Here is a 23,497-nt window from a genome sequence, read left to right as displayed (position 1 = left end):
ACCTCGCCGACGCGGGAGGCCGCGCGGCGGGCGATCCGGCGGCGCACCGGGCCGCGGGTCGGGCATCGGCCCGGACGCGGGCGGCACCGCATGGCCGGGGTCGTGGCCTGCTAGGCTTCCCAAGCGAGCGCTTGGTACGTAATGATGGGATCCGGCGTTGTCCCGACCAGGCGGACGCCGGGGCGCCCCGCCGGGCCCGGTGAAGAAGGAGCCGTAGACGTGGCCGACCGCCCGATGAAGTTCTCGACCTTCCACCTGTTCCACCAGAACGCGGGCCAGAGCGCACGCGAGGTGTACGACTACCAGATCGAGGTGATCGAGCTTCTGGAGGAGCTCGGCTTCGACGGGGTGTGGGTCGCCGAGCACCACTTCCGGGACTACGGGGTGGTGCCCAACATCTTCACGATGCTGGCCCATCTGGCGGCCCGCACCGAGCGGCTGCGGCTGGGCACCGGCATCGTCGTGCTGCCCCTGCACAACCCGATCCACGTGGCCGAGGAGGCCGCGATGGTGGACCTGCTGTCGGGCGGGCGCCTGGAGCTCGGGGTGGGCCGCGGCTACCAGAGCGTCGAGTTCGAGAACTTCGGGCTGGACCTGGGCGAGGCCCGGGACCGCTTCAACGAGTGCCTCGACATGGTGGTCGGCCTCTGGACGCAGGACGGCTACGAGTACAAGGGCCGCTACTACGGCACCGGCCGTCCGCTGACACTGACACCGCGTCCGCTGCAGAAACCGCACCCGCCGCTGCACGTGGCGGCGATCAGTCCCGAGACCGTGGAGATCTACGCCGCCCGCGGCCTGCCGATCCTGGCCGACCCGGCCGCCCCGTTCCGCAAGATCGCCAAGGCGGCGCAGACCTGGCACGCCGTCGCCGCCGCCAACGGCGTGGACACCGCGGAGGCCGAGCTGGTGGCCAGCCGCATCGTGTACGTCGCGCCGACCATCGAGCAGGCCAGAGCGGACCAGGCCCGGTTCGAGGCCGCCTTCGACCGCTCGCGCATCTTCAACGCGCAGAGCGCCCCCATCGACTCGCGCACCGGCGAGGCCGCCAAGGGCTTCGAGTACTACCAGAACCGCTACCTCAAGGGCGGCGCGGTGGACAGCGAGTTCCGCTGGGAGCAGCTGGAGGTGATCGGCGACCCGGAGCGGGTCATCGGCCAGATCAAGATGATCCAGGAGATGGGCTACTCCCACCTGATGTGCGACTTCGGCTCGACGCGGCCGATGCCCGTCGAGGAGATGAAGAAGGTCCTGAGGTTCTTCGCCGCGGAGGTCATGCCCGCCTTCCGCTGAGCGAGCGACCGCGCCGCGGCCCTCCCCGCCACCCCCGGTTTCCGTCACACGCAGGAGGCGCGATGTCCGTCGTACACCGGCTCACACTCGGGGACGTTCTCGGCGAGCACCGGCGGGGCCGGCCGCTCGGCACCGCCGTGGTCGACGGCGACGTGCGGCTCACCTGGCCCGAACTGGACGCGCGGGTGAACCGCGTGGCGGGCGCGCTGGCCGCCGACGGCGTCACCGCGGGCGGGCGCGTGCTGTGGCTGGGGCAGAACTCCTTCCGCGTGCTGGAGCTGCTGCTGGCCTGCTCGCGGCTCGGGGCGATCTTCTGCCCGGCCAACTGGCGGCAGTCCGCCGACGAGCTCGCCCACGTGCTCACCGACCTGGCCCCGGCGGTGGTCGTGTGGGAGGAGTCGGAGGCGGTGGAGAAGGCGCGCGGGCAGGTCGCGCTGGACGCGCGCTGGGTGCGCTCGGGCGGGGACGCCGGTCCGGGCGGGCGGGCCGAGTACGAGGCGTGGGCCGCCGCGGGCGACCCGATCGACCCCGACGCCGAGGTGTCCGCCGACTCCCCCGTCCTGGCGCTCTACACCGCCGCGTTCGACGGGCGCCCCAGCGCCGCCCTGCTCAGCGACGCCGCGCTGATCGCGCACAGCATGTCGCTGCTGCACATCCGGCAGATGGAGGACGGGTTCACCTACCTGGCGTGCGGGCCGCTGTTCCACGTCGGCACGATGATGTTCACGCTGGCCGCCTTCCAGCTCGGCGGCACGGTCGTGTTCACCCCGGCCTACGAGCCGACCGAGGTCTGCCGCCTGATCGAGCGCGAGCGGGTCACCCAGGCGTTCCTGTTCGGCCCGATGATCGACGGGCTGGTCGAGGCCAACAGGGACCGCGCCTTCGACCTGTCCTCGCTGCGCTTCGTCTCGCACTCCCCGGAGTGGGACGACATGATCACCGTGGACGACAGCCCCTGGTGCGCGTCGAAGATGGGCGGCTACGGGCAGACCGAGGTCGGCGGCATGCTCACCTTCCTCGGCCTCGGCATGGGCGGCCGGGGGCCGGCGGGGCGGCCGTCGCCGCTGGCGCAGGTGCGGATCCTGGACGCCTCCGGCGCCGAGGTCCCGCCGGGCGAGGTCGGCGAGATCTGCGCGCGCGGCCACAGCGTGTTCTCCGGCTACTGGAACCGCCCCGAGCTGAACGCGGCCAAGACCGCCGGCGGCTGGCACCACACCGGCGACCTGGGGCGGCGCGAGCCCGACGGCACCATCACCTTCATCGGCCCGAAGCTGCGCATGATCAAGTCGGCGAACGAGAACATCTACCCCGCCGAGGTGGAGCGCGCCCTGAAGACCCATCCGGCCGTCGCCGACGCCGCCGTGATCGGGGTGCCGGACGACCGGTTCGGCCAGTCCCCCAAGGCGATCGTGGTGCCGCGGGACGGCGCCGCCGCCACCGCCGAGGAGCTCATCGAGCACGTGCGCGGCCAGATCGCCTCGTACAAGAAGCCGCGGCACGTGGAGTTCGCCGACGAGATCCCCAAGAAGGGGTTCACGCCCGACTACGACCTGCTGGACGAGCGCTACGGCGGCGGCGGTTACCCCGGGGCCTGAGGTGCGCGGGAGGGGACGGGCGCCGCGCCGCCGTCCCCTCCCGCGGTCCGGCTGGTCAGCGCGCCGAGGCGGTGACCAGGTCGGCCAGCTCCGGCAGCACCGCGTCCGCCACGGTGATCTTCCGGTCCAGCAGGCCGTTGGCGTGGAGCAGGTCGGCGGCGCGCTGCTGCTCGGCGACGAACTCGTCGGTCACCGGGTGCAGCCCGAACGGGCGGTTGCGCAGGGCGTGCTCCCACTCGTCCAGGTCCCCGCCGTCCTCGGCGGCGAACAGCCGGGCGGCCTCGCGGGGGTTCTCCCGCACCCAGGCGTCCGACTCCTGCAGCGCGGCGACGATCGCGGCCAGCTCGTCGCGGTGGTCGAGGGCGAAGTCGCGCCGGGTGAACCACAGCGAGCGGTGGCTGAACAGCCCCTCGGTCTCCACCAGCGTCCGCAGCCGCGTCGTGCGCTCCAGCCCGGCCAGCTGCGGGTAGTAGCCGGTCCAGGCGTCGACCTTGCCCTCCAGCAGCAGCCGCGCGCCCTCGGGTCCGGCGTCCACCGGCTCGATGTCGGCCCAGGTGAGCCCGGCCCGGTCCAGCGCGAACAGCAGCAGCGTCGTCTGCCAGGAGCCGTGGCCGAGCGCGACCCTGCGGCCCGCCAGGTCGGCCGGGGACCGGATGCCGGAGTCGGCCGGCGCGACCAGCCGCCCGTTGTCCACGCGCGGTCCGGAGATCGCCACGTAGACGATGTCATGGCCCTTGCCCTGCGCGGTGACCGGCGGTGTCGATCCGGTGCCGATGAAGTCGTAGCCGCCGTCGAACAGGTGGTCGCCGTGCGCGGACGGCAGTCCCTCGGTGGGGGCGGGGCGGTCGCCGGCGGGCAGCGACCGCAGGTCGACCCACTCCACGTCCGGCAGCGACCGCTCCAGGACGCCCCGGTGCCGCAGCACCCACAGGGAGTTGTTGTTGGGGAAGAAGCCGACACGGGTCATCGGAGGTTTCCTTTCGTTCCGACGGTGGGCAGTGACGTGTGCGCGCCGCCGTCCGGGCGGCCGCCGCGCAGCAGCGGAAGGACGTGCTCGCCGACCCGGTGGGCCTCCTCCAGGTGCGGCACCCCGGCGAGGATGAAGGCGTCCACGCCCAGCGCGATCAGTTCGTCGAGCCGGGCGGCGACCTGCGCGTAGCTGCCGACCAGCCCGAACGCCGGGCCGCCGCGCAGCAGGTGGAAGCCGCCCCACACGTTGGGTTCGGCCTCCAGCTCGCGGTATTCGCGGACCGGCCAGTCGATGAAGGACCGGCCGCGCCGCCGGCCCACCGAGTCGCCGCCGGCCTCGGGCCCCTGCAGCAGCGCGGGATCGACGTGCCGCCAGCCGCGGCGGATCTCCTCCCACGCCTCGTCCTCGGTCTCGCGGGCCAGCACGTCGATGCGCACGGCGAACCGCGGGGACCGGCCGATCGCCGCGCTGTGCTCGCGGACCTGGTCGAACTTGGCGGCCAGCGCGGGGAACGGCTCCAGCCACGACAGGTAGTAGTCGGCGTGCCGCCCGGCGGCCTCGATCGCCGCCCGCGACGAGCCGGAGAAGTAGATCTCGGGGAACGGCTGCCCGCGCAGCCGCTCGGGCAGGCCCGCGCCCTCGACCCGGTAGAAGCGGCCGCGGTGGGTGAACGGGCCGCCGTCCCACACGCCCTTGAGCACGTCCAGGAACTCGCAGGTGCGGGCGTACCGGTCGTCGTGCCCGACCTTGTCGCCCCACCACAGCTGGGCGGGTCCGCCGCCGCCGGAGATGATGTTGTAGACGACGCGTCCGCCGGTGGCCCGCTGCAGGCTCGCCGACATCCGCGCGGCCTGCACCGGGTGCAGGAACCCCGGCTGGAAAGCGATCATGAACCGGTAGGTGGTGGTCTCCCGGGCCAGGCCGGCGGCCGCCGCCCACGGGTCGTCGGTGAACGGGAAGGACGGCAGCAGCCCGCCGACGAACCCCGACAGCTCGGCGGCGCGCGCCACGTCGGCCATGTGGTCCAGGTGGGTGTACCCGTCGGGCCGGCCGCCGCGCAGCCCGGGGGTGATGCTGCCCGGCCCGACCGGCGACCAGTCGCCCCGGGTCACCAGGCGGCGGCGCAGCGACCGCTGGTCGCCGTGCGTGCCGATGCGCCAGTAGATGTCGATCGAGCGGCTCCCTGCGGTCATTTCGCCTGCTCCTGCGCGTGCTGCCGGACGTGTTCCTGAGCGTGTTCCTGGGCGTGTTCCCGGGCGTGTTCCCGGGCGTGTTCCCGGGCGTGTTCCCGGGCGTGTTCCTGGGCGAAGAGGGGCAGCAGCCGCTCCCCCAGCCGGTAGGTCTCCTCCACGTGCGGCTCGGTCTCCAGTACGAACGTGCCGACGCCCCGGTCGACGTAGCGCCGCAACTCGTCGGCGACCTGCTCGAACGACCCGGCGAGCGCGTGTTCGGGGACGCCCCGCACGGCCCGCGCCTCCGCCTCGTCCTCGCGCGCCACGACCGTCAGCCGCAGGCCGTAGGCGACGGTGCGGCCATGCGCGGCGGCGCGCGCGCCGAGGTCGGCGATGAGCGCGTCGATGTCGTCGGTGGCGTCGAAGATGTGCACGTCGGCGTGCTTGGCCGACAGCTCGAGCGCCTCCTGCGACGAACCGGACAGGTGGACGGGCGGGAAGCGGCGCCCCGCCAGCGGCCCCTGGAAGCCGCCCGCGAGCACCTGGAAGAACCGGCCCTCGTAGGTGTAGTCCTCGTGCTCCCACACGCCCTTGGCGATCGTCAGGAACTCGTCGGCGCGCGCGTACCGGTCCGGGCCGTCCAGGAAGTCGCCCTGCGCCCGCGCCGTCACCGGGTCCAGGTCGACGACCGGCCACCAGCCGAACCGGTCCCCGGTGAACCGCTGCAGCGAGGCCGACAGCTTCGCCGCGTACACCGGGGTGCCGACGCCGGGGTGGAAGCCGGCGACGCCGTGCAGCCAGCGGTTGGCGCGCAGCAGCCCGGCCACCACGATCAGCGCCTCCTCGGCGTCGTGCGCGAAGGGGGCGACGACGCCGTCGAAGCCGGTGACCTCGGCGGCGCGTCCCACCTCGGCGATCGTGTCGAAGGCCCCGTAGCGGTCCGCGCGGGTGTCGGTGACGAACGGCGGCAGCGGCGCCGGGTCGGCGTACGGGCCGATCGTCGGCAGGGTGAGCAGGAACCTGGGCGTCGTCATGCCGCCCTCCTTTCGGTGGCCTGGCGCAGCGGTTCGGGTGCGGCCCACGCGCGCACGTCCACGTCGGCGGCGAGGAAGCCGTGCAGCAGCAGGAAGTCCTTCTGCCGTTCGAGCAGGGCGAGGCGTTCGGGCGACAGGTCGGGGCGCAGCGTGCGGTGGAACCCGCCGCGGTAGGCGGTGTGCACGCCGGCCCGGCCCGACCGGGTCTCCCCGGCGAGGATCTCGCGGACGCCGTCGAGGTCGGCGGCGGCCCAGTCGGCCGCGCGCAGCGTCTGGACGAGGAACGCGGTCACCAGCTCGGGCCGCTCCTCCAGCAGCCGCTCGTGCACGGTGATCGGCCGCGGGGTGCCGTTGTTGACGCGGGTCGCGGGGTCGGGGTGGGCGTCCAGGTCGACGCCGACGGCCAGGCCGAGCTCGGCGGCCTGCTCGGCGGCGCGGGCGCCCTTGGCGTAGACGGCGTCCACCTCGCCGCGCACCAGCTCCTCCAGGCCGGGCCACGACAGCCGGCGGTCGCGCGCGTCGCGTCCCACCGACGGCGAGAGGTCGGCGGCGACCTCGACGAACGTCACGTCGTCGAGGGTGAGGCCGCCCTGGGCGAGGGCGCCCTTGACGCCGTGCAGGGCCATCGCGCGCGGGAAGCTCTGCGCCCTGGTCCGCGCCCAGCCGGGCAGCGCGACGCGCGCGCCGGGCAGGTCCCGCGGCCCGCGGATGCCCGAGCCGGGCCGCACGAGGATCGACTGCCATTCCTCGATCCAGGTCAGCCCGATCAGCCGGGTCGGCGCGCGCTCGGCGCGGGCGGCCAGCGCCGGGACGTTGCCGCCCTCGCGGAACAGGCCCGGCAGGCCGTGGTCGAAGTGGTGGCGGGCCAGGTCGGGTCCGGCGTCCTGCAGGACGCCCACCTCCAGCCCGTACGGTGCGAACGCCTCGGCCAGCCACCCCTTCCGGTGGGCCAGGCCGCTGGCGGTGGGCACCGGGCAGCGGGTGAACCAGATCTTGTCGATGTCGGTGTGACGGGCGTGCGTGGGCATGCGGCGGCTCCTCACGGGGATGACGGGGCGACGCCCAGGTGGGTCAGCAGCTCGCGGCGGTGCTCTCGCACCGCCGGGTCGGCCGCGCCGGACAGGGCGCCGCGGGGACGGGGCAGGTCGATGGCACGGTCCACGGCGAACGCGCCGTCGCGCAGCACGGCGACGCGGTCGGCGAGCCGCACCGCCTCGTCCACGTCGTGGGTGACCAGCACGACCGCCGGACGGTGCCGGGCGCACAGCTCGGCCACCAGGTCCTGGGCCTGCAGTCGGGTCAGGGCGTCGAGGGCGGCGAACGGCTCGTCCAGCAGCAGCACGTCCGGGTCGCGCACGAGCGCGCGGGCCAGCGCCACCCGCTGCGCCTCGCCGCCGGACAGGGTGGCGGGCCAGTCGCGTTCGCGCCCGGCCAGGCCGACCTCGGCGAGGGCGCGGCGGCCCCGCTCGCGCGCCGAGCGCGGCAGCCCGAGCGTGACGTTGGCCAGTACGCGCTTGGCCACCACCAGCCGGGGCTCCTGGTAGACGGTGGTGACGCGCGGCGCGGTCAGCACGGTGCCCGCGTCGGGCCGCTCCAGCCCGGCCAGCAGGCGCAGCAGCGTGGTCTTGCCGGTGCCGCTCGGGCCGAGCAGCGCGACGAACTCGCCGCGCCGCACGTCCAGGTCGATGCCGTCCAGGACGGCCGCGGCGCCGAACCGCTTGGTCAGGCCGCGCACCCGCACGGCCACCTCGCCGGGACCGCTCATCGCACCGCCACCTGCCCCCGCCAGGGCGCGGCGAGCCGTTCGGCGCCGCGGATCGCCAGGTCGATGAGCAGCCCGAGCAGCGCGTAGATCAGGATGCACAGCACCATGTAGTCGTTGCGGTAGTACTGCTGGGCGAGCGTCACCAGGTAGCCGATGCCCTCGGTGGCGCCGAGCTGCTCGGCGGCGATCAGGCCGGTGAGCGACACCGACAGGCTGATCCGCAGCGCCATCAGCACGCTCGGCAGCGCGGAGGGGATGACGACCGACGCGGCCAGGCGCGGGCCGCGCAGCCCGAAGCCGCGGGCGGCCTCCACCACCTTGCGGTCGACGCCGCGCACGCCGAGGTAGGTGTAGGCGTACATGGGCGCGGACGCGGCGACCGCGATCAGCACGACCTTGAACGTCTCGCCGACGCCGAACCAGGAGATGAACAGCGGCACCAGGGCCAGGAACGGCACCGCCCGCTTCATCTGCAGGGTCGGGTCGATCAGCTCCTCGCCGAGGGCCGACAGGCCGGCGGCCGCGCCGAGCAGCAGTCCGGCGCCGCAGCCGAGCAGCACGCCGAGGCCCGCGCGGCGCGCCGAGGCCAGCACGTAGTCGGCGAGCTGCCCGGTGGAGACCAGCTCCTTGAGGGCCGACAGCACCGCGCCGGGGCCGGTCAGCACGTCCGGGGGGATGCGTCCGGTGCCCGAGCCCCACCACCAGGCGGCCAGCAGCGCCAGCGGGACCGACAGCCGGACGGCCAGTGACACCGCCGGGTGGCGTCGCCGCCTGCCCAGCCAGGCGGGTGCGCGCAGCTGACCGGTGTCCGGTGCCGCGGTGTCCGGTGCCGCGGTGTCCGGTGACACCGCCGCCTCGCCGCCGGCCGGGCGCCGGTCGCGCACGCCCCCCGGCTCTTCGGGGATGGTCTCGACGGTCATTGCGCCCCCAGCTTGAACAGGACGTCCTCGGGGCGGATCTCGCCCGGCAGCACGCCCTGCTCGCGGAACAGGCCGGCGACCGCCGCGACGTGCTCGCCGTCGGCGTCGGTGACCGGGCGCGGCACGTTCTGGTGGCGGGCGGAGGCGAGCGCGTCGTTCAGCCGCGCCCCGGACACCGCGGCCGGGCCCTTGTCGAGGAAGACGTTCTGGAACTTCTCCGGGGTGCGCTTCTCCTGCTCGGTCAGCTCGCGCAGCACGTCCAGGAAGGTCTGCACGGCCTTCGGGTCGGCCTGGAGCAGTTCGGTGCGGGCGGCCCAGATGGTGAGGTCCTGGTCGGGCAGGTCGCGGCCGTGCACCAGGACGCGGGCGCCCTTGGCGACCGCCTCGGGGTAGGCGTCGACGATCGCCCACCAGGCGTCCACCTTGCCGGTGGAGAACGCCGACGCGCCCTGCACCGGGTCGAGGTAGACGCGCTGCACCTGCGAGGCCGGGATGCCCGCCTCCTTCAGCGCGAGCAGCAGCAGGTATTCGCCGCGTCCGGCCTTGTTGACCGCGACGCGCCTGCCGACCAGGTCGCGCACCGACCTGATGGGGCTGTCCGGCTTGACGACCAGGCCGTCCTCGTGGGGTGCGGCCTTGTCGGTGACGCGGTCGGTGACGGCGAAGACGCGCAGGTCGCGGCCGTTGGCCAGATAGCCGACCGCCGGGGAGATCGCGCCTTCCAGCACGTTCACCGAGCCGGACCGCACCGCGTCGATGGTCGCGGTGAACGAGGCGTAGGAGCCGCCCCACTCCACCCGCGCGCCCACGGCCTTCAGCCGTTCCTCCAGGATCTTCTCGCGCTTGGCGTAGGCGAGCACGCCCGCGTTGCCGGGATCCTTGAGTTTGATCACCGTGCCGGAGCCGCCTCCCCCGGCGTTGGCCGACCCGCCGCACGCGGCGGCCAGGCCCAGCGACAGGCTCAGCAGCGCGGCGAGGGCGGTGCGGGCGAACGGTCTGAGGCGGTGGCGGGGGCTTTCTCCGGGGAACGCGGACAGGACGGATTTCGACATGGCTGACGTGGCCCTTCACGGGTCGTGCGAGCAGGCCGACGGGGCGCCGTCGGCGGACACGCCGGGGCGCATGCGGCCGCAGGGGCTCGCAGAGGGAGACGACGGGGAGGAGGAGGTGGAGACGGAGGGAAGCCGGGGCGGGATCAGCTACAGAGCGTGCTGTCCAGCCGCATCAGATCGACCACGCGCCGGACGGTCAGTGCGTGCGCCATATTTCAGATAATTCCGGTAGGGATATGGGATTGTCAACCCCGGAAACCCCGCCGACCTGCGCGTCCCGCCGTCCGGTCGGCCGGTACGACCGGACGGCGGGGGCTCGGCGGCCGGGCCCGGCTCACAGCACGGCGACCGGGTTGATCGGGCTGGCGGTGCCGCCCTCGATGCGCAGCGGAGCCGCCACGAACAGGAACTCGGCGCGGCCGGCTCCGGCCAGCTCCTCCAGCCACAGCATCTCGGCCAGGTGCACGCCGTGCCGCCACAGCAGGATCATGTGCAGGTCGTCGGCGAGGTCCTCGTCGGCGAGCTGGCGCCCGTTGAGCCCGCCGATCGCGGCGTTGTCGGCGGCGACCATGGCGACGTCGCGTCCGGCCAGCCAGCGGCCGCCGTCGGCGCTCAGGCCCGGCTGCCCGGCCCAGTAGCCGTCCGGCCCCTCCTCCTGCCAGGTCAGCGGCCAGCCGGTGCGGATGACGGCGACGTCCCCGGGGCGCAGTTCGGCGCCGGACGCGGCCAGGCACGCCTGCAGGTCGTCCGGGCCGATCCGGTCGGCCGCCGCCAGGTGCGGGACGCCGCGCAGCCCCGCCACGTCGAACAGCACGCCCCGCGCCACCACCGGCCCGGCCTTGTCGATGCCGCACCGCTGCGCCCCGTAGGAGCGCACCCGCCCGGCCGGGTGGCCGTTGTACAGCTCGTCGCCCGCCCACATGTGGCACAGCGCGTCCATGTGCGTGGTGGTGCCGTGCGGCGTGACGACCAGCGCGTCGTCGGCCATGCGCAGCCCGGCGCCGATCGCCCGCGCGCCCGCGGCGTAGTCGCCGCCGTCGACGGACATGAAGTGCTGCGGCAGCGGCCTGCCCCGCAGATGCGGGACGGTCGTGGGCGCGGGCGAGGAGGTGGCGCCGCGGATCGGCATCGCCAGGCTCACCACGCGCCCCTCGCGCACGCACCCGGCCGCCGCGACGACCGCCTCGGGGGTCAGCAGGTTGAGGGTGCCGCGCTCGTCGCCGGCTCCCCAGCGCCCCCAGTTGCCATACTGTTCGAACATCATTCGGGATGAGCTTGACCGGTCGGTCATCCGATGGGACCTTTCTCGACGAGCGGGAGCGGGCACGTGGCGCAGACGGCGGTACAGGGGCAGTGCGATCCGGCCTTCGCGGCGGTACGGGACGTCTTCGAGCAGCACTTCGCCGACGGGCTGGAGCTGGGCGCCGCCGTCGCGGTGTACGCGGGCGACCGCAAGGTGGTGGACCTGTGGGGCGGCGTGGCCGACCGGCGCACCGGGCGCGCGTGGCGGGCCGACACCCCGTGCTTCGCGTTCTCCTGCACCAAGGCGCTGACCGCCACGGCGGCGCTGTTGCTGGCCGAGCGCGGCGCCTACGACGTCGACGGCCCGGTGACGGCGTGGTGGCCGGAGTTCGGCGCGCACGGCAAGGAGCGCACGACGGCGGCGCACCTGCTGTCCCACCAGGCGGGCCTGCCGGCGTTCGCACGCCCGGTCACCGCCGAGGAGGCCGCGGACCCGGCCGCGATGGCGGCCGAGCTGGCGGCGCAGGAGCCCGAGTGGACGCCCGGCGAGGGCCACGGCTACCACGCGCTGACGTACGGGTGGCTCGCCGGCGAGATCGTCCGGCGGCTGTCGGGGCGGACGGTCGGCGCGTTCGTGAAGGAGGAGTTCGCCGGGGGCCTGGACCTGTGGATCGGCGCCCCCGACGACGTCATCGAGCGCGGCGCCAGGATGACCGCCCGGCGGCGCGGGCCGGCCCCGGACGGCGGCCGGCGTGCGGCGCCGGGCCCGGCCGGGGACGCGCTGCTGCTGGAGCGGCTGCCGAAGGCGGCCGCCGACCCCGCGAGCCGGCTCAACCGGGCGGTGGGCAACCCGCACCCCGGCAAGGGCGGCTTCAACAACCCGGTGGTGCTGCGGGCGGGCTGGCCGGGCGCGGGGATGATGACGACGGCGGCGGGCATGGCGGCCTTCTACCGCGACCTGGCGGCCGGGCGGATCCTGCGGCCCGACACGCTGCGCGAGGCCGTCAGGACGCGCGTGCAGGGGCCCGACCTGACGATGCTGCAGGAGACCGCGTTCGGGCTCGGCTTCATGCGTCCGGCCTCCTCGTTCCGCGTCCCGGCGGCCGCCCGCGCGTCGGCGTTCGGGCACGGCGGCGCGGGCGGGTCGATCGGGCTGGGCGACGCCGAGGCCGGGCTGGCGCTGGCGTACCTGCCCAACCTGATGGGCGACGGCCTGGTCGGCGACCTGCGCGCCGCCCGCCTGGTCGAGGCCGCCTACCGCTGCCTCGGCTGATCCCGTCCCGGTCGAGTCCGCGCCCATCGCAGCCGGCGCCCTTCAGTGCATGGTGATGCCGCCGCTGACCGACACCGTCTGGCCGGTGATGTAGGCGGCGCGGTCGGTGCACAGGAACGCGACGAGCCCGGCGACGTCGTCCGGGCGGCCGATGCGGCGCAGCGGGATCTGCCGGGCGAGCTTGTCCAGCAGGCCGGGATGCCGGTCGGACACCGCCCGCACCATCGGGGTGTCGGTCGGGCCGGGGCAGACGACGTTGCTGGTGACGCCGCCGCGCGCGGCCTCCCTGGCGAGGGTCTTGGCCAGGCCGAACAGCCCCGCCTTGGTGGCCGCGTAGGCGCCCTCGCCGCCGGAGCCGGCGCGCGCCCCGTCGGAGGAGACGAACACCAGGCGCCCCCAGCCGCGTTCGGTCATGCCCGGCAGGAGGGCCTTGGTGAGCTGCATGGGGGCGCGCAGGTTCACCTTCCACATCAGGTCCCAGTGGGCGGGGTCGCTGTCGGTGAACGGCTCGACGATGCTGACGCCCGCGTTGTGCACGAGCACGTCGACGCGGCCCACCGCGGCGGTGAAGCGGTCGATGTCGCCGGGGTCGGCGAGGTCGACGCGGCGGGCGGTGCCGCCGACGGCCTCGGCGGTCCGCTCGGCGGCGGCGCCGTCGAGGTCGGCGACGACGACGTGGGCGCCCAGGGACGCCAGGTCGGCGCAGACGGCCCGGCCGATGCCCCCGGCGCCGCCGGTGACGACCGCGACGCGCCCGTCCAGGGTCAGCCCGTTCACGCGGCCCTCCAGGCGGCGGCGAGGTCGGCGCTGGCGGCGCGGGCGGCCAGCAGGGCGACGGTGTTGGCCATGACGGCATCGCCGTACTCGGCGGGCGTCCCGGCGACCGCGTCGGTGACGACGACCACCCGGTAGCCGAGGGCGACCGCCTCCAGGCACAGGCCGGGGACGCCGAGGTTGAGCGACACGCCGAGGGCGACGACCGTGCGCACGCCGAGGGCGCGCAGCGTCTGGTCCAGGGACGTGCCGGTGAACGGGGCGAACCCGTGATAGCGGCGCGACTCCAGGTCGGCCGGGTCGTACAGCTCCGGCAGCACCTCGACCGCGCCCGTGCCCTCCAGCATGTGCGCGGGGTCGCGCAGCAGGTTGCGGATGAACGGGCTGTTGCCGGTGTGGCTGCCGGCGCGGTCGGCGCGGAACGCGGCGGTGCAGTGCACGACGCGGATCCCGGCGGCGCGGGCGGCGGCGAGGGTGCGGGCGGCGGCCGCGGTCACCCCGCGTTCGGCGCACACCTCGACCAGGTCGGGGAAGCGGGCCAGGTCCCCCACGACGCCGCGCTGCATCTCCATGACCAGCACGGCGGTGTCGGCGGGGGCGGCCAGTGCGGCGAGATCGATCGGCACGTGAATCAATCTAGCATTTGCTTGGTAGACGGGGGCGGTAACGTCCCGTGCATGGAGGTACGCGACCTGCACGGCCGGCCCGCCACCGCCGAGGAGGCCGAGGAGATCCAGAACCGGCTGCGCCCCCTGCTCGACCTGGACGGCCCGGGGCCGCAGGCGCCCCGCCTGGTCGCCGGGCTGGACGTGTCGTACGAGGGCGACGGCGGCGGGCGGGGCGGCCGCCTCGCCGCCGCCGCGGTCGTGCTGGACGCCGCGACGCTGGAGGTGGTGGAGGAGGCGGTGGCCACCGGCACGGCCGCGTTCCCGTACGTGCCGGGCCTGCTGGCGTTCCGCGAGATTCCCGCGCTGGTGGAGGCGCTGCGGCGGCTGACGGTGACGCCCGACCTGCTGGTGTGCGACGGCTACGGGCTGGCCCACCCGCGCCGGTTCGGCCTGGCCTGCCATGTGGGCGTGCTGACGGGGCTGCCGACGATGGGCGTCGCCAAGACCCCGTTCGTCGGCGCCTACGACCCGCCGGGCGGGCGGCGCGGCGACGCGAGCCCGGTGCGGCACGACGGCGAGATCGTCGGGCGCGTGCTGCGCACCCGCGACGGCGTCAAGCCGGTGTTCGTGTCGGTCGGGCACCGCATCGACCTGGACACCGCGTGCCGCCACGCCCTCGCGCTGACCCCGCGCTACCGCCTGCCGGAGACCACCCGCCGGGCCGACCGGCTGTCCCGCGACGCCCTGGCCGCCCTGACCCCGCCGCCCTGACCCCGCCGCCCTGACCTCGCCGCCCCGCCCTTGTCCTCCTGAGCCGCGCGGCCTTCTCCCGCGGGGCCCCGCCCCCGGGCGAACGCGGTTCGGCGCTCTTGTTCGCCAACCAAGCGTGCGCTAGGTTGGTTGGCGATGGACCGTCGCCCCTCCCCCGTGCCGACGCCGCTGACCGAGCCCTACTGGGCGGCCTGCCGGCGCGGCGAGCTGGTGCTCCAGCGCTGCCGGGGCTGCGCGCGGTTCGTCCACTTCCCCGAACCGTCCTGCCCCTTCTGCGGTGCCGCCGAACTGGCGTACGAGGCGGTGTCCGGACGCGGACACGTCCACACGTTCAGCGTCGTGCACCGCGCCTTCCTGCCCGGGTTCGACCCGCCGTACGTCGTCGCGTGGATCGACCTGCCGGAGGGCGCCCGGGTGTTCGGGGACGTCACCGGCTGCCCGCCCGAGGACGTGCGGATCGGGATGCCGGTCCAGGTGACCTTCGACGACCTCGACGGCTTCGGCCCGATCCCCCACTGGAGGCCGGCGGCATGACGCGCACAGGCACGCGCATAGGGAACGTCCTGTACGTCGCGGAGGACGTGGACGAGGCGGTCCGCTTCTACCGCGACGCCCTGGGCCTGGCCGTGAAGTTCACCGACGGCGACCGGTTCGCCGCCTTCGACGGCGGCGGCACCACCTTCGCGGTCGCCGGGCCGGAGGAGGACGTGACCGGCGGCGTGCCCGCGGTGTCGTTCAAGGTCGACGACGTGGCGGCGGCGGTGGAGCGGCTCACCGCGGCCGGGGCGCGGCAGGTGCGCGGCCCGGAGGAGGGGCCGCACGAGACCCGCGCCGTGCTGCGCGACCCGGCAGGCAACGCGTTCGTCCTGTACGCGCCCCGCCCCTGATCCGCCGGCAGGTCCCCGTTCTCGAAGGCACGTCCCCCGCCACCGTCCGCGACCCCACCCCCAGAGCCGGAGCCGAAGGAGCCGAGCCGTGGCGCGAGAGAACTCCCCCTTCAGCAACTACGCCTACGCCATCCTCACCGCGAACGCCCGGCGCACCCCCGACAAGGTGGCGCTGACGTACTGCGGCGAGCAGAGCTTCACCTACGACCAGCTCAACCGCAGGGTCAACCGGGTGGCGCACGCGCTGCTGGCGGCCGGGGTGGCGCCCGGCATGCGGGTGGCGTCGCTGCTGAACGAGACCCTGCACGTCGCCGAGGTCTACCTGGCGCAGATGAAGATCGGGTCCATCGTCGCCGCGCTCAACCCGTACTGGCCCGCCGACACCCTGCGGCAGGTGGTGGAGCGCTCCGAGTGCACCGCGTTCGTGTACGACGCCACGGTGGAGGACACCGTGGCCGCCATCCGGCCCGAGCTGCCGGGCGTGAAACTGTGGCTGCGCGTCGGCGGGCCGGGCGCCGAGGCCGTCGACCTGGACGCGCTGGCCGCCGGGGCGAGCGAGGCCGAGCCGCCGCTCGGCGGGTTCGGCGACGACCTGCTCGCGCTGTTCTACACCTCCGGCACGACCGGCCTGCCCAAGGCCGTCATGCACACCCACTTCAGCTCGCTGGCGTCCGCGCAGATCTGGCTGGACGTCGGCCACGACCGGGACTCGGTGCTGGGCACCGGCGCGATCATCTGGGGCATCGGCTTCCCCGCGCTGGTCGGCCCGGCGTTCTACGCGGGCATGAAGCTGGTGCTGGAGCAGGACTGGGGCCCGGCCAACTTCCTCAAGGTGGTGCCGCGCGAGAAGGTCACCCACGTCAGCCTGATCCCCAGCTTCTTCTCGGCGCTGCTCGGCTCCGACGAGCACCGCGGCGCCGACCTGTCGTCGCTGCGGGCGATCGTGCTGGGCGGCGAGCCGCTGCTGCCGGGCCTGCGCGAACGCATCATGCGGCGGCTGCCGGACGCGGCGATCTACAGCTACTACGGGCAGACCGAGGCGCCCTACACCTGCATCGGCCGCCAGGACGACGGCAGCCAGGACATCTCCTCGGTGGGCCGGGCCCGCATGTCCTGCGCGGTGCGCGTCACCGACCCGTCCGGGCGGCGGGTCGTCGGCGAGGTCGGCGAGATCAACCTGTCCGGGCCCAACCTGATGGCCGGGTACGACGGGCAGCCCGACAAGACCGCCGAGGTGCTGCGCGACGGCTGGTACGTGGGCGGCGACCTGGGCCGCATGGACGCCGACGGGTTCCTGTACGTGCTGGGCCGCCGGGAGGACTCCATCCTCAAGGGCGGCCGGTGGACCCAGCCCGCGCAGGTCGAGGAGGCCGCGATCGGGCTGGCCGGCGTGGCCGAGGCCGGCGCGGTCGGGGTGCCCGCGCATCCGGAGGGCGGCGACGCGGTCGAGCAGAAGATCCTGCTGGCCGTCGTGCCGCGGGCGGGGGCGGAGCTGGACGCCGACGCGGTGCGCGCCGCGCTCGCCGAACGGCTGCCCGCCCATCAGGCCCCCGACACCGTCGTGGTCGCCGACGAGCTGCCGCACACCCAGGATGCGTCGGGCGGGCCGGGCAAGCTGCTGCGGCGCGGCATCCGCGACCGGTACGCCGACCGCGTCCGGTGAACGGCCCGATGACGTCGGTTCCCGAGCACGCCGTCAAGGCGTGGATCCGGGGGTTCGGGGTGGCCGTGCCGCGCGGCGCGACCGCCCCGTCCCCCGACGGCGTGGCGGCGGCCGCGCACGACCTGACCGGCCCGCTGGTGGTGAAGGCGTACGGGCCCGGCCTGGTGCACAAGAGCGACGCCGGCGCCGTCCGCCTGGGGCTCGGGTCGCCGCAGGCCGCCCGCGACGCCGCCGCCGAGATGCGGGCCGCCCTGGCGGCCCGGGGCGTGCCCCCGGACGGCTTCCTGGTGGAGGAGCAGGCCGCGCCGGGCGTGGAGGTGATCGTCGGCGCCGTCCGCGACCCCGCGTTCGGACCGGTGCTGCTGGTCGGGCTGGGCGGCGTGTGGACGGAGGTGCTGGGGGACACGGCGCTGCGGCTGTGCCCGGTGACCGAGGCCGACGCGCGCGCCATGCTGGACGAGCTGCGCGGCGCCGCCCTGCTGCGCGGCTCGCGCGGCCGGCCGGGCGTCGACCGGGACGCGCTGGTGCGGGTGATGCTGGCCGTCGGCAGCCCCGGCGGGATCGTCGACCGGCTCGGCGACGGGTTCACCGACTTCGAGCTGAACCCGGTGATCTGCAGCCGGCACGGCGCGGTCGCCGTGGACGCGCGCCTCCTGGGCACCGACACGCTGCCCACGGGCTGCCGCCCCGCGCACCGTCGGCGGCCGCGCACCGTGCCCGGCTTCGACCGGCTGTTCGCGCCGCGCGGCGTCGCGGTGGTGGGCGCGTCCACCAAGAGGCCCGGGTTCGGCAACATGTTCCTCGGCTTCTACAAGGCGGCGGGCTACCGGGGGAAGCTGCTCGCGGTGCACCCCGCGGCCGGCGAGATCGACGGCGTGCCGTGCGTCCCGTCCCTGGCCGACGCCGCCCCGGACGTCGACTACGCGCTGGTGGCCGTGCCCGCGCCGCGCTGCGCCGACGTGGTGCGGCAGGCGGCCGGCATCCCGTTCGTGCAGGTGATGAGCGGCGGGTTCCGCGAGACGGGCGCCGCCGGCCTGGAGGCCGACCTGCTGGCGGCGGCGCGCGAGGCGGGCGTGCGGCTGCTCGGCCCCAACTGCATGGGCGTGTACGCGCCGGCCGGCGGCCAGACGTTCCTCGGCGGCGAGCCGGGCCGCCCCGGGCGGATCGCGCTGGTCTCGCAGAGCGGCGGGCTCGCGGGCGAGGTGATCAGGGTCGGCGAGCGGCGCGGGCTGGCGTTCTCCAAGGTCGCCACGGTCGGCAACAGCGCCGACGTCACGCCCGCCGAGCTGCTGCGCTACCTGGCGGCCGACGCCGATACCGCCGTCATCGGCCTCTACCTGGAGGACCCGCGCGACGGCCGGGGCCTGTTCGAGACGCTGCGCGAGGTCGGCAAGCCGGTCGTCGCGCTGGTCGGGGGCCGCAGCCGCCAGGGCCGCACGGCCGCCGCGTCCCACACCGGCGGCATGATCGGCGACGCCCGCGTCTGGTCGGCCCTGGCCGCCCAGACCGGCACCGCCCTCGTCACCGGCCAGGACGACCTCATCGGCGCCCTGGACTTCCTCGACCTGCACGCGGCGCGCGACGTCGGGCCCGGCCGCGACGTGCTGGTCGTCGGCCCCAGCGGCGGCGCCGCCGTCCTGGCCGCCGACGTGTTCGACGCCGCCGGGCTGGACCTGGCCGCGCTCCCCGGCGAGGCCGAGGCCGCGCTGCGCGCCCTCGGCCTGGGCGCGGGCAGCTCCCTGGCCAACCCGCTGGAGCTCCCCGTGGGCCCGCAGGCCGACCCGGACCTGGTGCGCGGCGCCGTCACCGCGATCCTGGCGGACCGCCCGTTCACCGACGTCGTCGCGCACGTCAACGTGCAGAGCTTCGTCACGTTCGGCACCGGCGCCGACCCTCTGCTGGCCTACGCGCGCAGGCTCGGCGCGCTCCAGGAGGAGCAGCCCGGCACGCGCGTCACGCTGGTGCTGCGCAACAGCGAATGCGCGCCGCCCGGCGTCGAGGACGACGTCCGGCGCATCGCCCGCGGCGCCGGGATCCCGGTGTACCGCGGCATGGAGGCCGCCGCCGCCGCGGTGGCCGCGGGAAAGACGTTCTCGGCGAGGAGCAGGCATGGGACGGCTTGACGGCAAGGTCGCGCTCATCACCGGCGGCGCGCGCGGCATGGGCAAGGCGCACGTGCGGCGCTTCGTCGCCGAGGGCGCCCGGGTGGTGTTCGGCGACGTCCTGGCGGAGGAGGGCGCCGCGGTCGCCGCCGACCTCGGCGACGCCGCCCGGTTCGTCCGCATGGACGTGACCTCGCCGCAGGACTGGCAGGCCGCCGTCGGCACCGCCGTGGACGCCTTCGGCCGGCTCGACGTGCTGGTCAACAACGCCGGGATCCTGCGGCACAAGACCATCGAGGAGATGTCGCTGGAGGAGTGCCGCCGCATCCTCGACGTCAACCTCGTCGGCCAGTGGCTCGGCATCAAGTCGGTGACGCCGGCCATGCGCGCCGCGGGCGGCGGCTCCATCGTCAACGTGTCGTCCACCGAGGGCTTCATCGGCGCCGCCGGCCTCGCCGCCTACTCGGCCAGCAAGTTCGGCGTGCGCGGCCTCACCAAGGCCGCCGCCCGCGAGCTCGGCCCGGACGGCATCCGCGTCAACTCCGTCCACCCCGGCGGCATCGTCACGCCGATGTCGATGCAGGACGACGTCGTCAGCGCCACCGCCGCCGGCGCCGACGCGTTCATGAAGGCGCTGCCGCTCGGCCGGCTCGGCTCCACCAGAGAGGTCACGGGCCTGCTGGTGTACCTGGCCTCGGACGAGTCGAGCTACTGCACCGGCAGCGAGATCCTGGTGGACGGCGGGATGCTCACCGGTGCGGGCTACTGAGGGCCTCCGGGCGCCGCCGCGTCCAGCCCTCGACGGCCTCCAGCTCGGCGGCCAGCGAGATGAGCGTCGCCTCGTCCGAGTCGTGGCCGAGCAGCTGCGCCCCGATCGGCAGCCCCTCCCGGCTCAGCCCCGCGGGGACGTTCACCGCGGGCCACCCCAGCACGTTCCACGGCCAGCAGTAGGGGCAGGCGGCGGCCACCCCCGACTGGGTCCTGCGGTAGGGGACGCCGTCGAAGGCCCCCACCTTGAGCGGGAGCTGCGCGGTCGTCGGGGTGAGCACGACGTCGGCGTACTGGAAGATCCTGCCGATCCTCCTGCGCAGCCCCGGGTCCATGCGCCTGGCCAGCGGGAGCAGCCGTCTGCCGACCGTCCTGCCGATCCGCGCCTCCGCGGCGGTGCGCGGCTCCGGCCTCGCCCCCGGGAGGGAGTCCAGCCAGTCCGCCACCCCGGCGGTGCCGCGCGGCACCAGCCCGAGCACCACCAGCCCGTAGTCGGGGTCGGCCGGGAACACCTTGTGCCCCAGGTCGGTGAGCCTGCGGGCCATCCGCTCCACCGCCGCCCGGATCTGCGGATCGAGCCGGCCGCCCACCCCGAACGCCGTCTTGAACGACACCGCGATCCGCAGCCTGCGCGGCCGGGTGCGGGCCGCCTCCGCGAACGGCGTCACCGGCGGGTCGAGCCGGTAGGCGTCCTCGGGGTGGCTGCCGGTCAGCACGTCCAGCAGCAGCGCGGCGTCCTCGACGCTCCTGGCCAGCGGGCCCCAGACGGTCAGCCCATTGAAGGGGTCGCGGTGCGGGAAGCCCGACACCCTGCCCCGCTGCGGTTTGATGCCCACCAGGCCCGTCCACGCCGCCGGGATGCGGATCGACCCCGCGCCGTCCGACCCCACCGCCGCCGCGACCATGCCCGCCGCCACGGCCGCCGCCGAACCGCCCGACGACCCGCCCGGCGTGTGCTCGGGGTTCCACGGGTTGCGGGCGCGGCCGAACCCCGGCGACTCGCTGAACGGCCACAGCCCCAGCTCGCACGTGGTCGTCTTGCCCACGATGACCGCCCCGGCCGCCTTCAGCCGCCGCACCGCCTCGGCGTCCGCCGTCTTGGGCCGGTGGTCGCCCGGCACCCCGAACGGGGTCGTCTCCCCCGCCAGGTCCGTGTCGTCCTTGATGGCCACCGGCACGCCCAGCAGCGGCAGCCGCTCCCCGTCGGCCAGCCGCCGGTCGGCCTCGGCGGCCGCCTCCCGCGCCGCCTCGGCGCACACCACCCGGAAGGCGCCGAGCCCGTCCAGCTCCGCGATGCGCTCCAGCGACCGCTCGACCAGCTCCTTGGCCGTCACCTGACCGTCCGCGAGCGCCCGCGCCTGCTCGGCCAGCCCCTCCACGTCGCACCTCCGGATCGGCCCGGGGCGGACATCTCGCCCGCCCGGGGTATCGTTCGTTCGAACGAACGATAACGGGAACACCGCCCGATCCGGAAGACTGGTGCCGATGAACGCCCGTGACCGCATCCTGCACGCCGCCCTGCGCCTGATCGGCGAGCAGGGCGTCGGCGCCGTGACCAACCGCGCCGTCGCCCGCGCGGCCGGCGTCTCCCTCGGCTCGCTGACCTACCACTTCCCGAACCAGTCCGACCTGCTCCGGGAGGCCCTGCACACCTTCGTCGAGGAGGAGATCGCCCGGATCACCGCCCGGGTGGAACGCCTGCGCACCGCGGGCATCGACGCCGACCAGGCCGCCGACGAGGTGGAGAAGGCCATCGTCGAGTTCTCCTACGGCCCCGAGCAGCTCGCCAACCTCGAACTGCACCTGCACGCGTCCCGCGACCCCGCCGTCCGCGCCACCTCGACCCGCTCCGTCGAGGCCTACGACCGCCTCGCCACCGCCGTCCTGACCGCCCTGGGCATCCCCGACGCCGAACGCCACGCCCCCGCCGTCGTCGCCATGCTCTACGGCCTGGCCGTCCGCCGCCTGTCCACGGGCGACACCACCGCCACGGGCACCGCCGACGCCTTCCGCCTCCTCCTGCACGGCGCCCTCCCCCGCGACTGACTCCCCGCACCCCCGCGCGAAACGGCGCTGGCCCGCACACCCCCAGAGCGGATTACGGGGTCGTGCGGGCCAGCGGCCTGTCTCAATCAGGAACCTCGGGTCGGAACCTCAGCCGACGTTCGCTCTGCTCTCCAGCCTCTGCACCTCCGCCGAAAGTCTTGCTGTGACACCCACGACGCTAAGCCGCCCGGCCCCCTCGGCGCCCCCTCTTAAGGCTCATTTAAGCGGCTCTTGCGAAGCGGTTCATCCTTACATCCGGCGGGGTCCGGTGGGGTCGCCTCAGGAGCCGTCCACCTGCACAAACCCGGGAGGGAGCGGCGACGGACCGTCCGTGTGAATCGAGCCGCGTCGACCGAGATCGACGAGCGGTGGCTCCCCGGATCGGCTCCCTGGCTCCCCTCCCGCAGGAGGGAGGCACACCATGATCAAGATCACCGAGACCCGCATGACCGCCGAGATCAACGGATGCGTCATCGCCGAAGCCACCCGCACCGCCGGTGTCTGGCACGCCACCGGGTGGCCGACGCCGCTCACCTGCAGCCAAGCGATCACGGCCCTCACGATCGCCAGACTCGTGGCGACGGGGGCCGACGAGGCTGACCCGTGCGTGGTGTCGCTCCGAGAGGAGTTGGCCGGTGGCTGACCGTCTCACCCGGATCACAACGGTGCTCGCCGTGAGCATGTGACACACGGCTGAGCCGCGACGCGACGACGAGGCCCCCGCCGGTCAAGTGAACCGGCGGGGGCCTCCGCATGGTCAGGTGTCCTCTACGGGCTTGGTGTCGCGTCGGACCACACGCGTTCGAAGCTCCGAAGGTAGGTGGACGCCATGTCGCCGTCATCGACGTGGCGGACGTGGAGGACAGGAGCATGGGATGCGGGGATGCCGTAGGCGTGGGGGTTGATCAGCAGGTCGTCGTCGGCGCGGTAGATCGAGTTGTAGAGGGTGGTGTCGTGTAGGCGGATCTCGACGTTGTCGAGTTCGCGTAGGGGTTGGTAGAGGACGAGGGCGTTGCGGATCTTGGCGGCGAGCGAGTCGCCTACGCCCTCGTCGGCGCCGCGTTGGGAGATGCGGGGGCCGCCCGGGTTGCCGAGGAGGATACGGACGGCGACGCCGTTTCGTGCCTTGTCGGTGAGGGTGCGGATGATGCCCTGGTCTTCGGCGAGGAAGAGTCCCGCGTAGGCGAGGATGCCGATCTCGCGTCGGGCGCTGGCGAAGTGCTGGTGCCAGACGGCGCGGGGGACGGCCCAGCGGTGCGGATAGCTGGCGAGGATCTGGGCGCCGGGCGGTTGGGGAAGTGGGCGGGGCGCGCGCACGTGGGGCCAGAGGTCTTCCTCGTCGTGGCCGAGAAGCTTGCACAGCCGCGCCCTGTGGCGGGGGTAGGGGACACGGCCGGCGAGCCAGCGTCGGACGGTCTTGGGGTCGACGCCGAGTCGTGCGGCCACGTCGTCTTCGGTGAGTTGGGCGTCTTCGATCGCGCGTCGCAACAGGTCGCTCATCCGTCCTCCCGGATGCACAAGGTAGGAGTGACGCTAACAGAAGACGTCCCTAGACGTCCCTA

23 protein-coding genes are annotated in these 23,497 nt (G+C 74.7%); 11 read left to right on the top strand and 12 right to left on the bottom strand.

The window, feature by feature from the left end:
- The first annotated feature begins 234 nt into the window (after positions 1 to 234).
- Positions 235 to 1,293 carry an LLM class flavin-dependent oxidoreductase gene (locus tag ABD879_RS18510; RefSeq protein ID WP_345022711.1) on the top strand — a complete coding sequence of 353 codons (1,059 nt, stop codon included), beginning with the start codon at positions 235 to 237 and terminating at the stop codon, positions 1,291 to 1,293.
- A gap of 62 nt (positions 1,294 to 1,355) precedes the next feature.
- The gene (locus ABD879_RS18505; RefSeq protein ID WP_345022709.1) at positions 1,356 to 2,888 is read left to right on the top strand and encodes an AMP-binding protein; all 1,533 of its coding nucleotides are present in this window, start codon (positions 1,356 to 1,358) and stop codon (positions 2,886 to 2,888) included.
- Positions 2,889 to 2,943: 55 nt separating this feature from the next.
- On the opposite strand, the gene ABD879_RS18500 is transcribed toward ABD879_RS18505, so the two are convergent.
- The 8 genes from ABD879_RS18500 to ABD879_RS18465 form a co-directional block, all read right to left on the bottom strand.
- Positions 2,944 to 3,855, bottom strand: a complete 912-nt coding sequence (locus tag ABD879_RS18500; RefSeq protein WP_345022708.1) for an ABC transporter substrate-binding protein — start codon at positions 3,853 to 3,855, stop codon at positions 2,944 to 2,946.
- Positions 3,852 to 5,051 (bottom strand): LLM class flavin-dependent oxidoreductase, encoded by a 1,200-nt coding sequence (locus ABD879_RS18495; protein WP_345022707.1) that lies wholly within the window; start codon positions 5,049 to 5,051, stop codon positions 3,852 to 3,854. Before ABD879_RS18495 ends, ABD879_RS18500 begins: the two co-directional genes overlap by 4 nt.
- Complete coding sequence (locus tag ABD879_RS18490) at positions 5,048 to 6,064, bottom strand: LLM class flavin-dependent oxidoreductase (RefSeq protein ID WP_345022706.1); 1,017 nt, start codon at positions 6,062 to 6,064, stop codon at positions 5,048 to 5,050. Before ABD879_RS18490 ends, ABD879_RS18495 begins: the two co-directional genes overlap by 4 nt.
- Positions 6,061 to 7,092 (bottom strand): ABC transporter substrate-binding protein, encoded by a 1,032-nt coding sequence (locus ABD879_RS18485; RefSeq protein ID WP_345022705.1) that lies wholly within the window; start codon positions 7,090 to 7,092, stop codon positions 6,061 to 6,063. The genes ABD879_RS18490 and ABD879_RS18485 overlap by 4 nt, the downstream gene beginning before the upstream one ends.
- Positions 7,093 to 7,103: 11 nt before the next feature.
- Positions 7,104 to 7,829 (bottom strand): ABC transporter ATP-binding protein, encoded by a 726-nt coding sequence (locus tag ABD879_RS18480; protein WP_345022704.1) that lies wholly within the window; start codon positions 7,827 to 7,829, stop codon positions 7,104 to 7,106.
- Entirely contained in the window at positions 7,826 to 8,749 is a 924-nt protein-coding gene (locus ABD879_RS18475) for an ABC transporter permease (protein ID WP_345022703.1), read from the bottom strand. The genes ABD879_RS18480 and ABD879_RS18475 overlap by 4 nt, the downstream gene beginning before the upstream one ends.
- A complete protein-coding gene (locus ABD879_RS18470; protein WP_345022702.1) occupies positions 8,746 to 9,801 on the bottom strand; it encodes an NrtA/SsuA/CpmA family ABC transporter substrate-binding protein in 1,056 nt (351 codons plus the stop codon). The genes ABD879_RS18475 and ABD879_RS18470 overlap by 4 nt, the downstream gene beginning before the upstream one ends.
- A 334-nt stretch (positions 9,802 to 10,135) precedes the next feature.
- The gene (locus ABD879_RS18465) at positions 10,136 to 11,062 is read right to left on the bottom strand and encodes a cyclase family protein (RefSeq protein ID WP_345022710.1); all 927 of its coding nucleotides are present in this window, start codon (positions 11,060 to 11,062) and stop codon (positions 10,136 to 10,138) included.
- Between the two features lie 33 nt (positions 11,063 to 11,095).
- Here ABD879_RS18465 and ABD879_RS18460 point away from each other — a divergent pair, with 33 nt between their 5' ends.
- A complete protein-coding gene (locus ABD879_RS18460) occupies positions 11,096 to 12,316 on the top strand; it encodes a serine hydrolase domain-containing protein (protein WP_425549643.1) in 1,221 nt (406 codons plus the stop codon).
- Between the two features lie 42 nt (positions 12,317 to 12,358).
- On the opposite strand, the gene ABD879_RS18455 is transcribed toward ABD879_RS18460, so the two are convergent.
- Positions 12,359 to 13,093: an SDR family NAD(P)-dependent oxidoreductase gene (locus ABD879_RS18455; protein ID WP_345022700.1), complete on the bottom strand. Its 735-nt coding sequence runs from the start codon at positions 13,091 to 13,093 to the stop codon at positions 12,359 to 12,361.
- Positions 13,090 to 13,716 (bottom strand): isochorismatase family protein, encoded by a 627-nt coding sequence (locus tag ABD879_RS18450; protein WP_345022699.1) that lies wholly within the window; start codon positions 13,714 to 13,716, stop codon positions 13,090 to 13,092. Before ABD879_RS18450 ends, ABD879_RS18455 begins: the two co-directional genes overlap by 4 nt.
- 51 nt (positions 13,717 to 13,767) lie before the next feature.
- On the opposite strand from ABD879_RS18450, the gene nfi reads away from it, so the two are divergent.
- The 6 genes from nfi (at position 13,768) to ABD879_RS18420 (ending at position 19,890) form a co-directional block, all read left to right on the top strand.
- On the top strand, positions 13,768 to 14,469 hold the full coding sequence (gene nfi, locus ABD879_RS18445; RefSeq protein WP_345022698.1) for a deoxyribonuclease V: 702 nt from the start codon (positions 13,768 to 13,770) through the stop codon (positions 14,467 to 14,469).
- Positions 14,470 to 14,604: 135 nt separating this feature from the next.
- On the top strand, positions 14,605 to 15,003 hold the full coding sequence (locus ABD879_RS18440; protein WP_345022697.1) for a Zn-ribbon domain-containing OB-fold protein: 399 nt from the start codon (positions 14,605 to 14,607) through the stop codon (positions 15,001 to 15,003).
- Positions 15,000 to 15,356, top strand: coding sequence for a VOC family protein (locus tag ABD879_RS18435; protein WP_345022696.1), 357 nt, complete (start codon positions 15,000 to 15,002; stop codon positions 15,354 to 15,356). Before ABD879_RS18440 ends, ABD879_RS18435 begins: the two co-directional genes overlap by 4 nt.
- An 88-nt stretch (positions 15,357 to 15,444) precedes the next feature.
- Positions 15,445 to 17,019 carry a class I adenylate-forming enzyme family protein gene (locus ABD879_RS18430; protein ID WP_345022695.1) on the top strand — a complete coding sequence of 525 codons (1,575 nt, stop codon included), beginning with the start codon at positions 15,445 to 15,447 and terminating at the stop codon, positions 17,017 to 17,019.
- Positions 17,020 to 17,027: 8 nt separating this feature from the next.
- Positions 17,028 to 19,142: an acetate--CoA ligase family protein gene (locus ABD879_RS18425; RefSeq protein WP_345022694.1), complete on the top strand. Its 2,115-nt coding sequence runs from the start codon at positions 17,028 to 17,030 to the stop codon at positions 19,140 to 19,142.
- Positions 19,129 to 19,890 (top strand): glucose 1-dehydrogenase, encoded by a 762-nt coding sequence (locus ABD879_RS18420; RefSeq protein WP_345022693.1) that lies wholly within the window; start codon positions 19,129 to 19,131, stop codon positions 19,888 to 19,890. The genes ABD879_RS18425 and ABD879_RS18420 overlap by 14 nt, the downstream gene beginning before the upstream one ends.
- On the opposite strand, the gene ABD879_RS18415 is transcribed toward ABD879_RS18420, so the two are convergent.
- On the bottom strand, positions 19,871 to 21,268 hold the full coding sequence (locus ABD879_RS18415) for an amidase (protein ID WP_345022692.1): 1,398 nt from the start codon (positions 21,266 to 21,268) through the stop codon (positions 19,871 to 19,873). The two genes, ABD879_RS18420 and ABD879_RS18415, sit on opposite strands and share 20 nt — an antisense overlap.
- 106 nt (positions 21,269 to 21,374) lie before the next feature.
- On the opposite strand from ABD879_RS18415, the gene ABD879_RS18410 reads away from it, so the two are divergent.
- The gene (locus ABD879_RS18410) at positions 21,375 to 21,935 is read left to right on the top strand and encodes a TetR/AcrR family transcriptional regulator (RefSeq protein WP_345022691.1); all 561 of its coding nucleotides are present in this window, start codon (positions 21,375 to 21,377) and stop codon (positions 21,933 to 21,935) included.
- 421 nt (positions 21,936 to 22,356) lie between these two features.
- Positions 22,357 to 22,578, top strand: a complete 222-nt coding sequence (locus ABD879_RS18405; RefSeq protein ID WP_345022690.1) for a hypothetical protein — start codon at positions 22,357 to 22,359, stop codon at positions 22,576 to 22,578.
- Between the two features lie 125 nt (positions 22,579 to 22,703).
- Here the strand turns inward: ABD879_RS18405 and ABD879_RS18400 are convergent, their stop codons facing one another.
- On the bottom strand, positions 22,704 to 23,435 hold the full coding sequence (locus ABD879_RS18400; RefSeq protein ID WP_345022689.1) for a helix-turn-helix domain-containing protein: 732 nt from the start codon (positions 23,433 to 23,435) through the stop codon (positions 22,704 to 22,706).
- Positions 23,436 to 23,497 lie beyond the last annotated feature (62 nt).

Origin of the sequence: Actinomadura keratinilytica (assembly GCF_039539665.1) — a bacterium.
Taxonomy (GTDB): domain Bacteria; phylum Actinomycetota; class Actinomycetes; order Streptosporangiales; family Streptosporangiaceae; genus Spirillospora; species Spirillospora keratinilytica.
Note: the sequence above shows the minus strand (reverse complement) of the source record. Positions and strands in the feature narration are given on the sequence as shown.

Bases quoted from the DNA above. Each gene is read 5' to 3' on its own strand.
- nfi (WP_345022698.1), top strand. From the start codon at position 13,768: ATGGAGGTACGCGACCTGCACGGCCGGCCCGCCACCGCCGAGGAGGCC.
- ABD879_RS18485 (WP_345022705.1), bottom strand. From the start codon at position 7,092: ATGCCCACGCACGCCCGTCACACCGACATCGACAAGATCTGGTTCACC.
- ABD879_RS18405 (WP_345022690.1), top strand. From the start codon at position 22,357: ATGATCAAGATCACCGAGACCCGCATGACCGCCGAGATCAACGGATGC.
- ABD879_RS18500 (WP_345022708.1), bottom strand. From the start codon at position 3,855: ATGACCCGTGTCGGCTTCTTCCCCAACAACAACTCCCTGTGGGTGCTG.
- ABD879_RS18490 (WP_345022706.1), bottom strand. From the start codon at position 6,064: ATGACGACGCCCAGGTTCCTGCTCACCCTGCCGACGATCGGCCCGTAC.
- ABD879_RS18495 (WP_345022707.1), bottom strand. From the start codon at position 5,051: ATGACCGCAGGGAGCCGCTCGATCGACATCTACTGGCGCATCGGCACG.
- ABD879_RS18480 (WP_345022704.1), bottom strand. From the start codon at position 7,829: ATGAGCGGTCCCGGCGAGGTGGCCGTGCGGGTGCGCGGCCTGACCAAG.
- ABD879_RS18505 (WP_345022709.1), top strand. From the start codon at position 1,356: ATGTCCGTCGTACACCGGCTCACACTCGGGGACGTTCTCGGCGAGCAC.
- ABD879_RS18470 (WP_345022702.1), bottom strand. From the start codon at position 9,801: ATGTCGAAATCCGTCCTGTCCGCGTTCCCCGGAGAAAGCCCCCGCCAC.
- ABD879_RS18460 (WP_425549643.1), top strand. From the start codon at position 11,096: ATGGGACCTTTCTCGACGAGCGGGAGCGGGCACGTGGCGCAGACGGCG.
- ABD879_RS18410 (WP_345022691.1), top strand. From the start codon at position 21,375: ATGAACGCCCGTGACCGCATCCTGCACGCCGCCCTGCGCCTGATCGGC.
- ABD879_RS18465 (WP_345022710.1), bottom strand. From the start codon at position 11,062: ATGTTCGAACAGTATGGCAACTGGGGGCGCTGGGGAGCCGGCGACGAG.
- ABD879_RS18440 (WP_345022697.1), top strand. From the start codon at position 14,605: ATGGACCGTCGCCCCTCCCCCGTGCCGACGCCGCTGACCGAGCCCTAC.
- ABD879_RS18420 (WP_345022693.1), top strand. From the start codon at position 19,129: ATGGGACGGCTTGACGGCAAGGTCGCGCTCATCACCGGCGGCGCGCGC.
- ABD879_RS18435 (WP_345022696.1), top strand. From the start codon at position 15,000: ATGACGCGCACAGGCACGCGCATAGGGAACGTCCTGTACGTCGCGGAG.
- ABD879_RS18425 (WP_345022694.1), top strand. From the start codon at position 17,028: ATGACGTCGGTTCCCGAGCACGCCGTCAAGGCGTGGATCCGGGGGTTC.
- ABD879_RS18510 (WP_345022711.1), top strand. From the start codon at position 235: ATGAAGTTCTCGACCTTCCACCTGTTCCACCAGAACGCGGGCCAGAGC.
- ABD879_RS18475 (WP_345022703.1), bottom strand. From the start codon at position 8,749: ATGACCGTCGAGACCATCCCCGAAGAGCCGGGGGGCGTGCGCGACCGG.
- ABD879_RS18400 (WP_345022689.1), bottom strand. From the start codon at position 23,435: ATGAGCGACCTGTTGCGACGCGCGATCGAAGACGCCCAACTCACCGAA.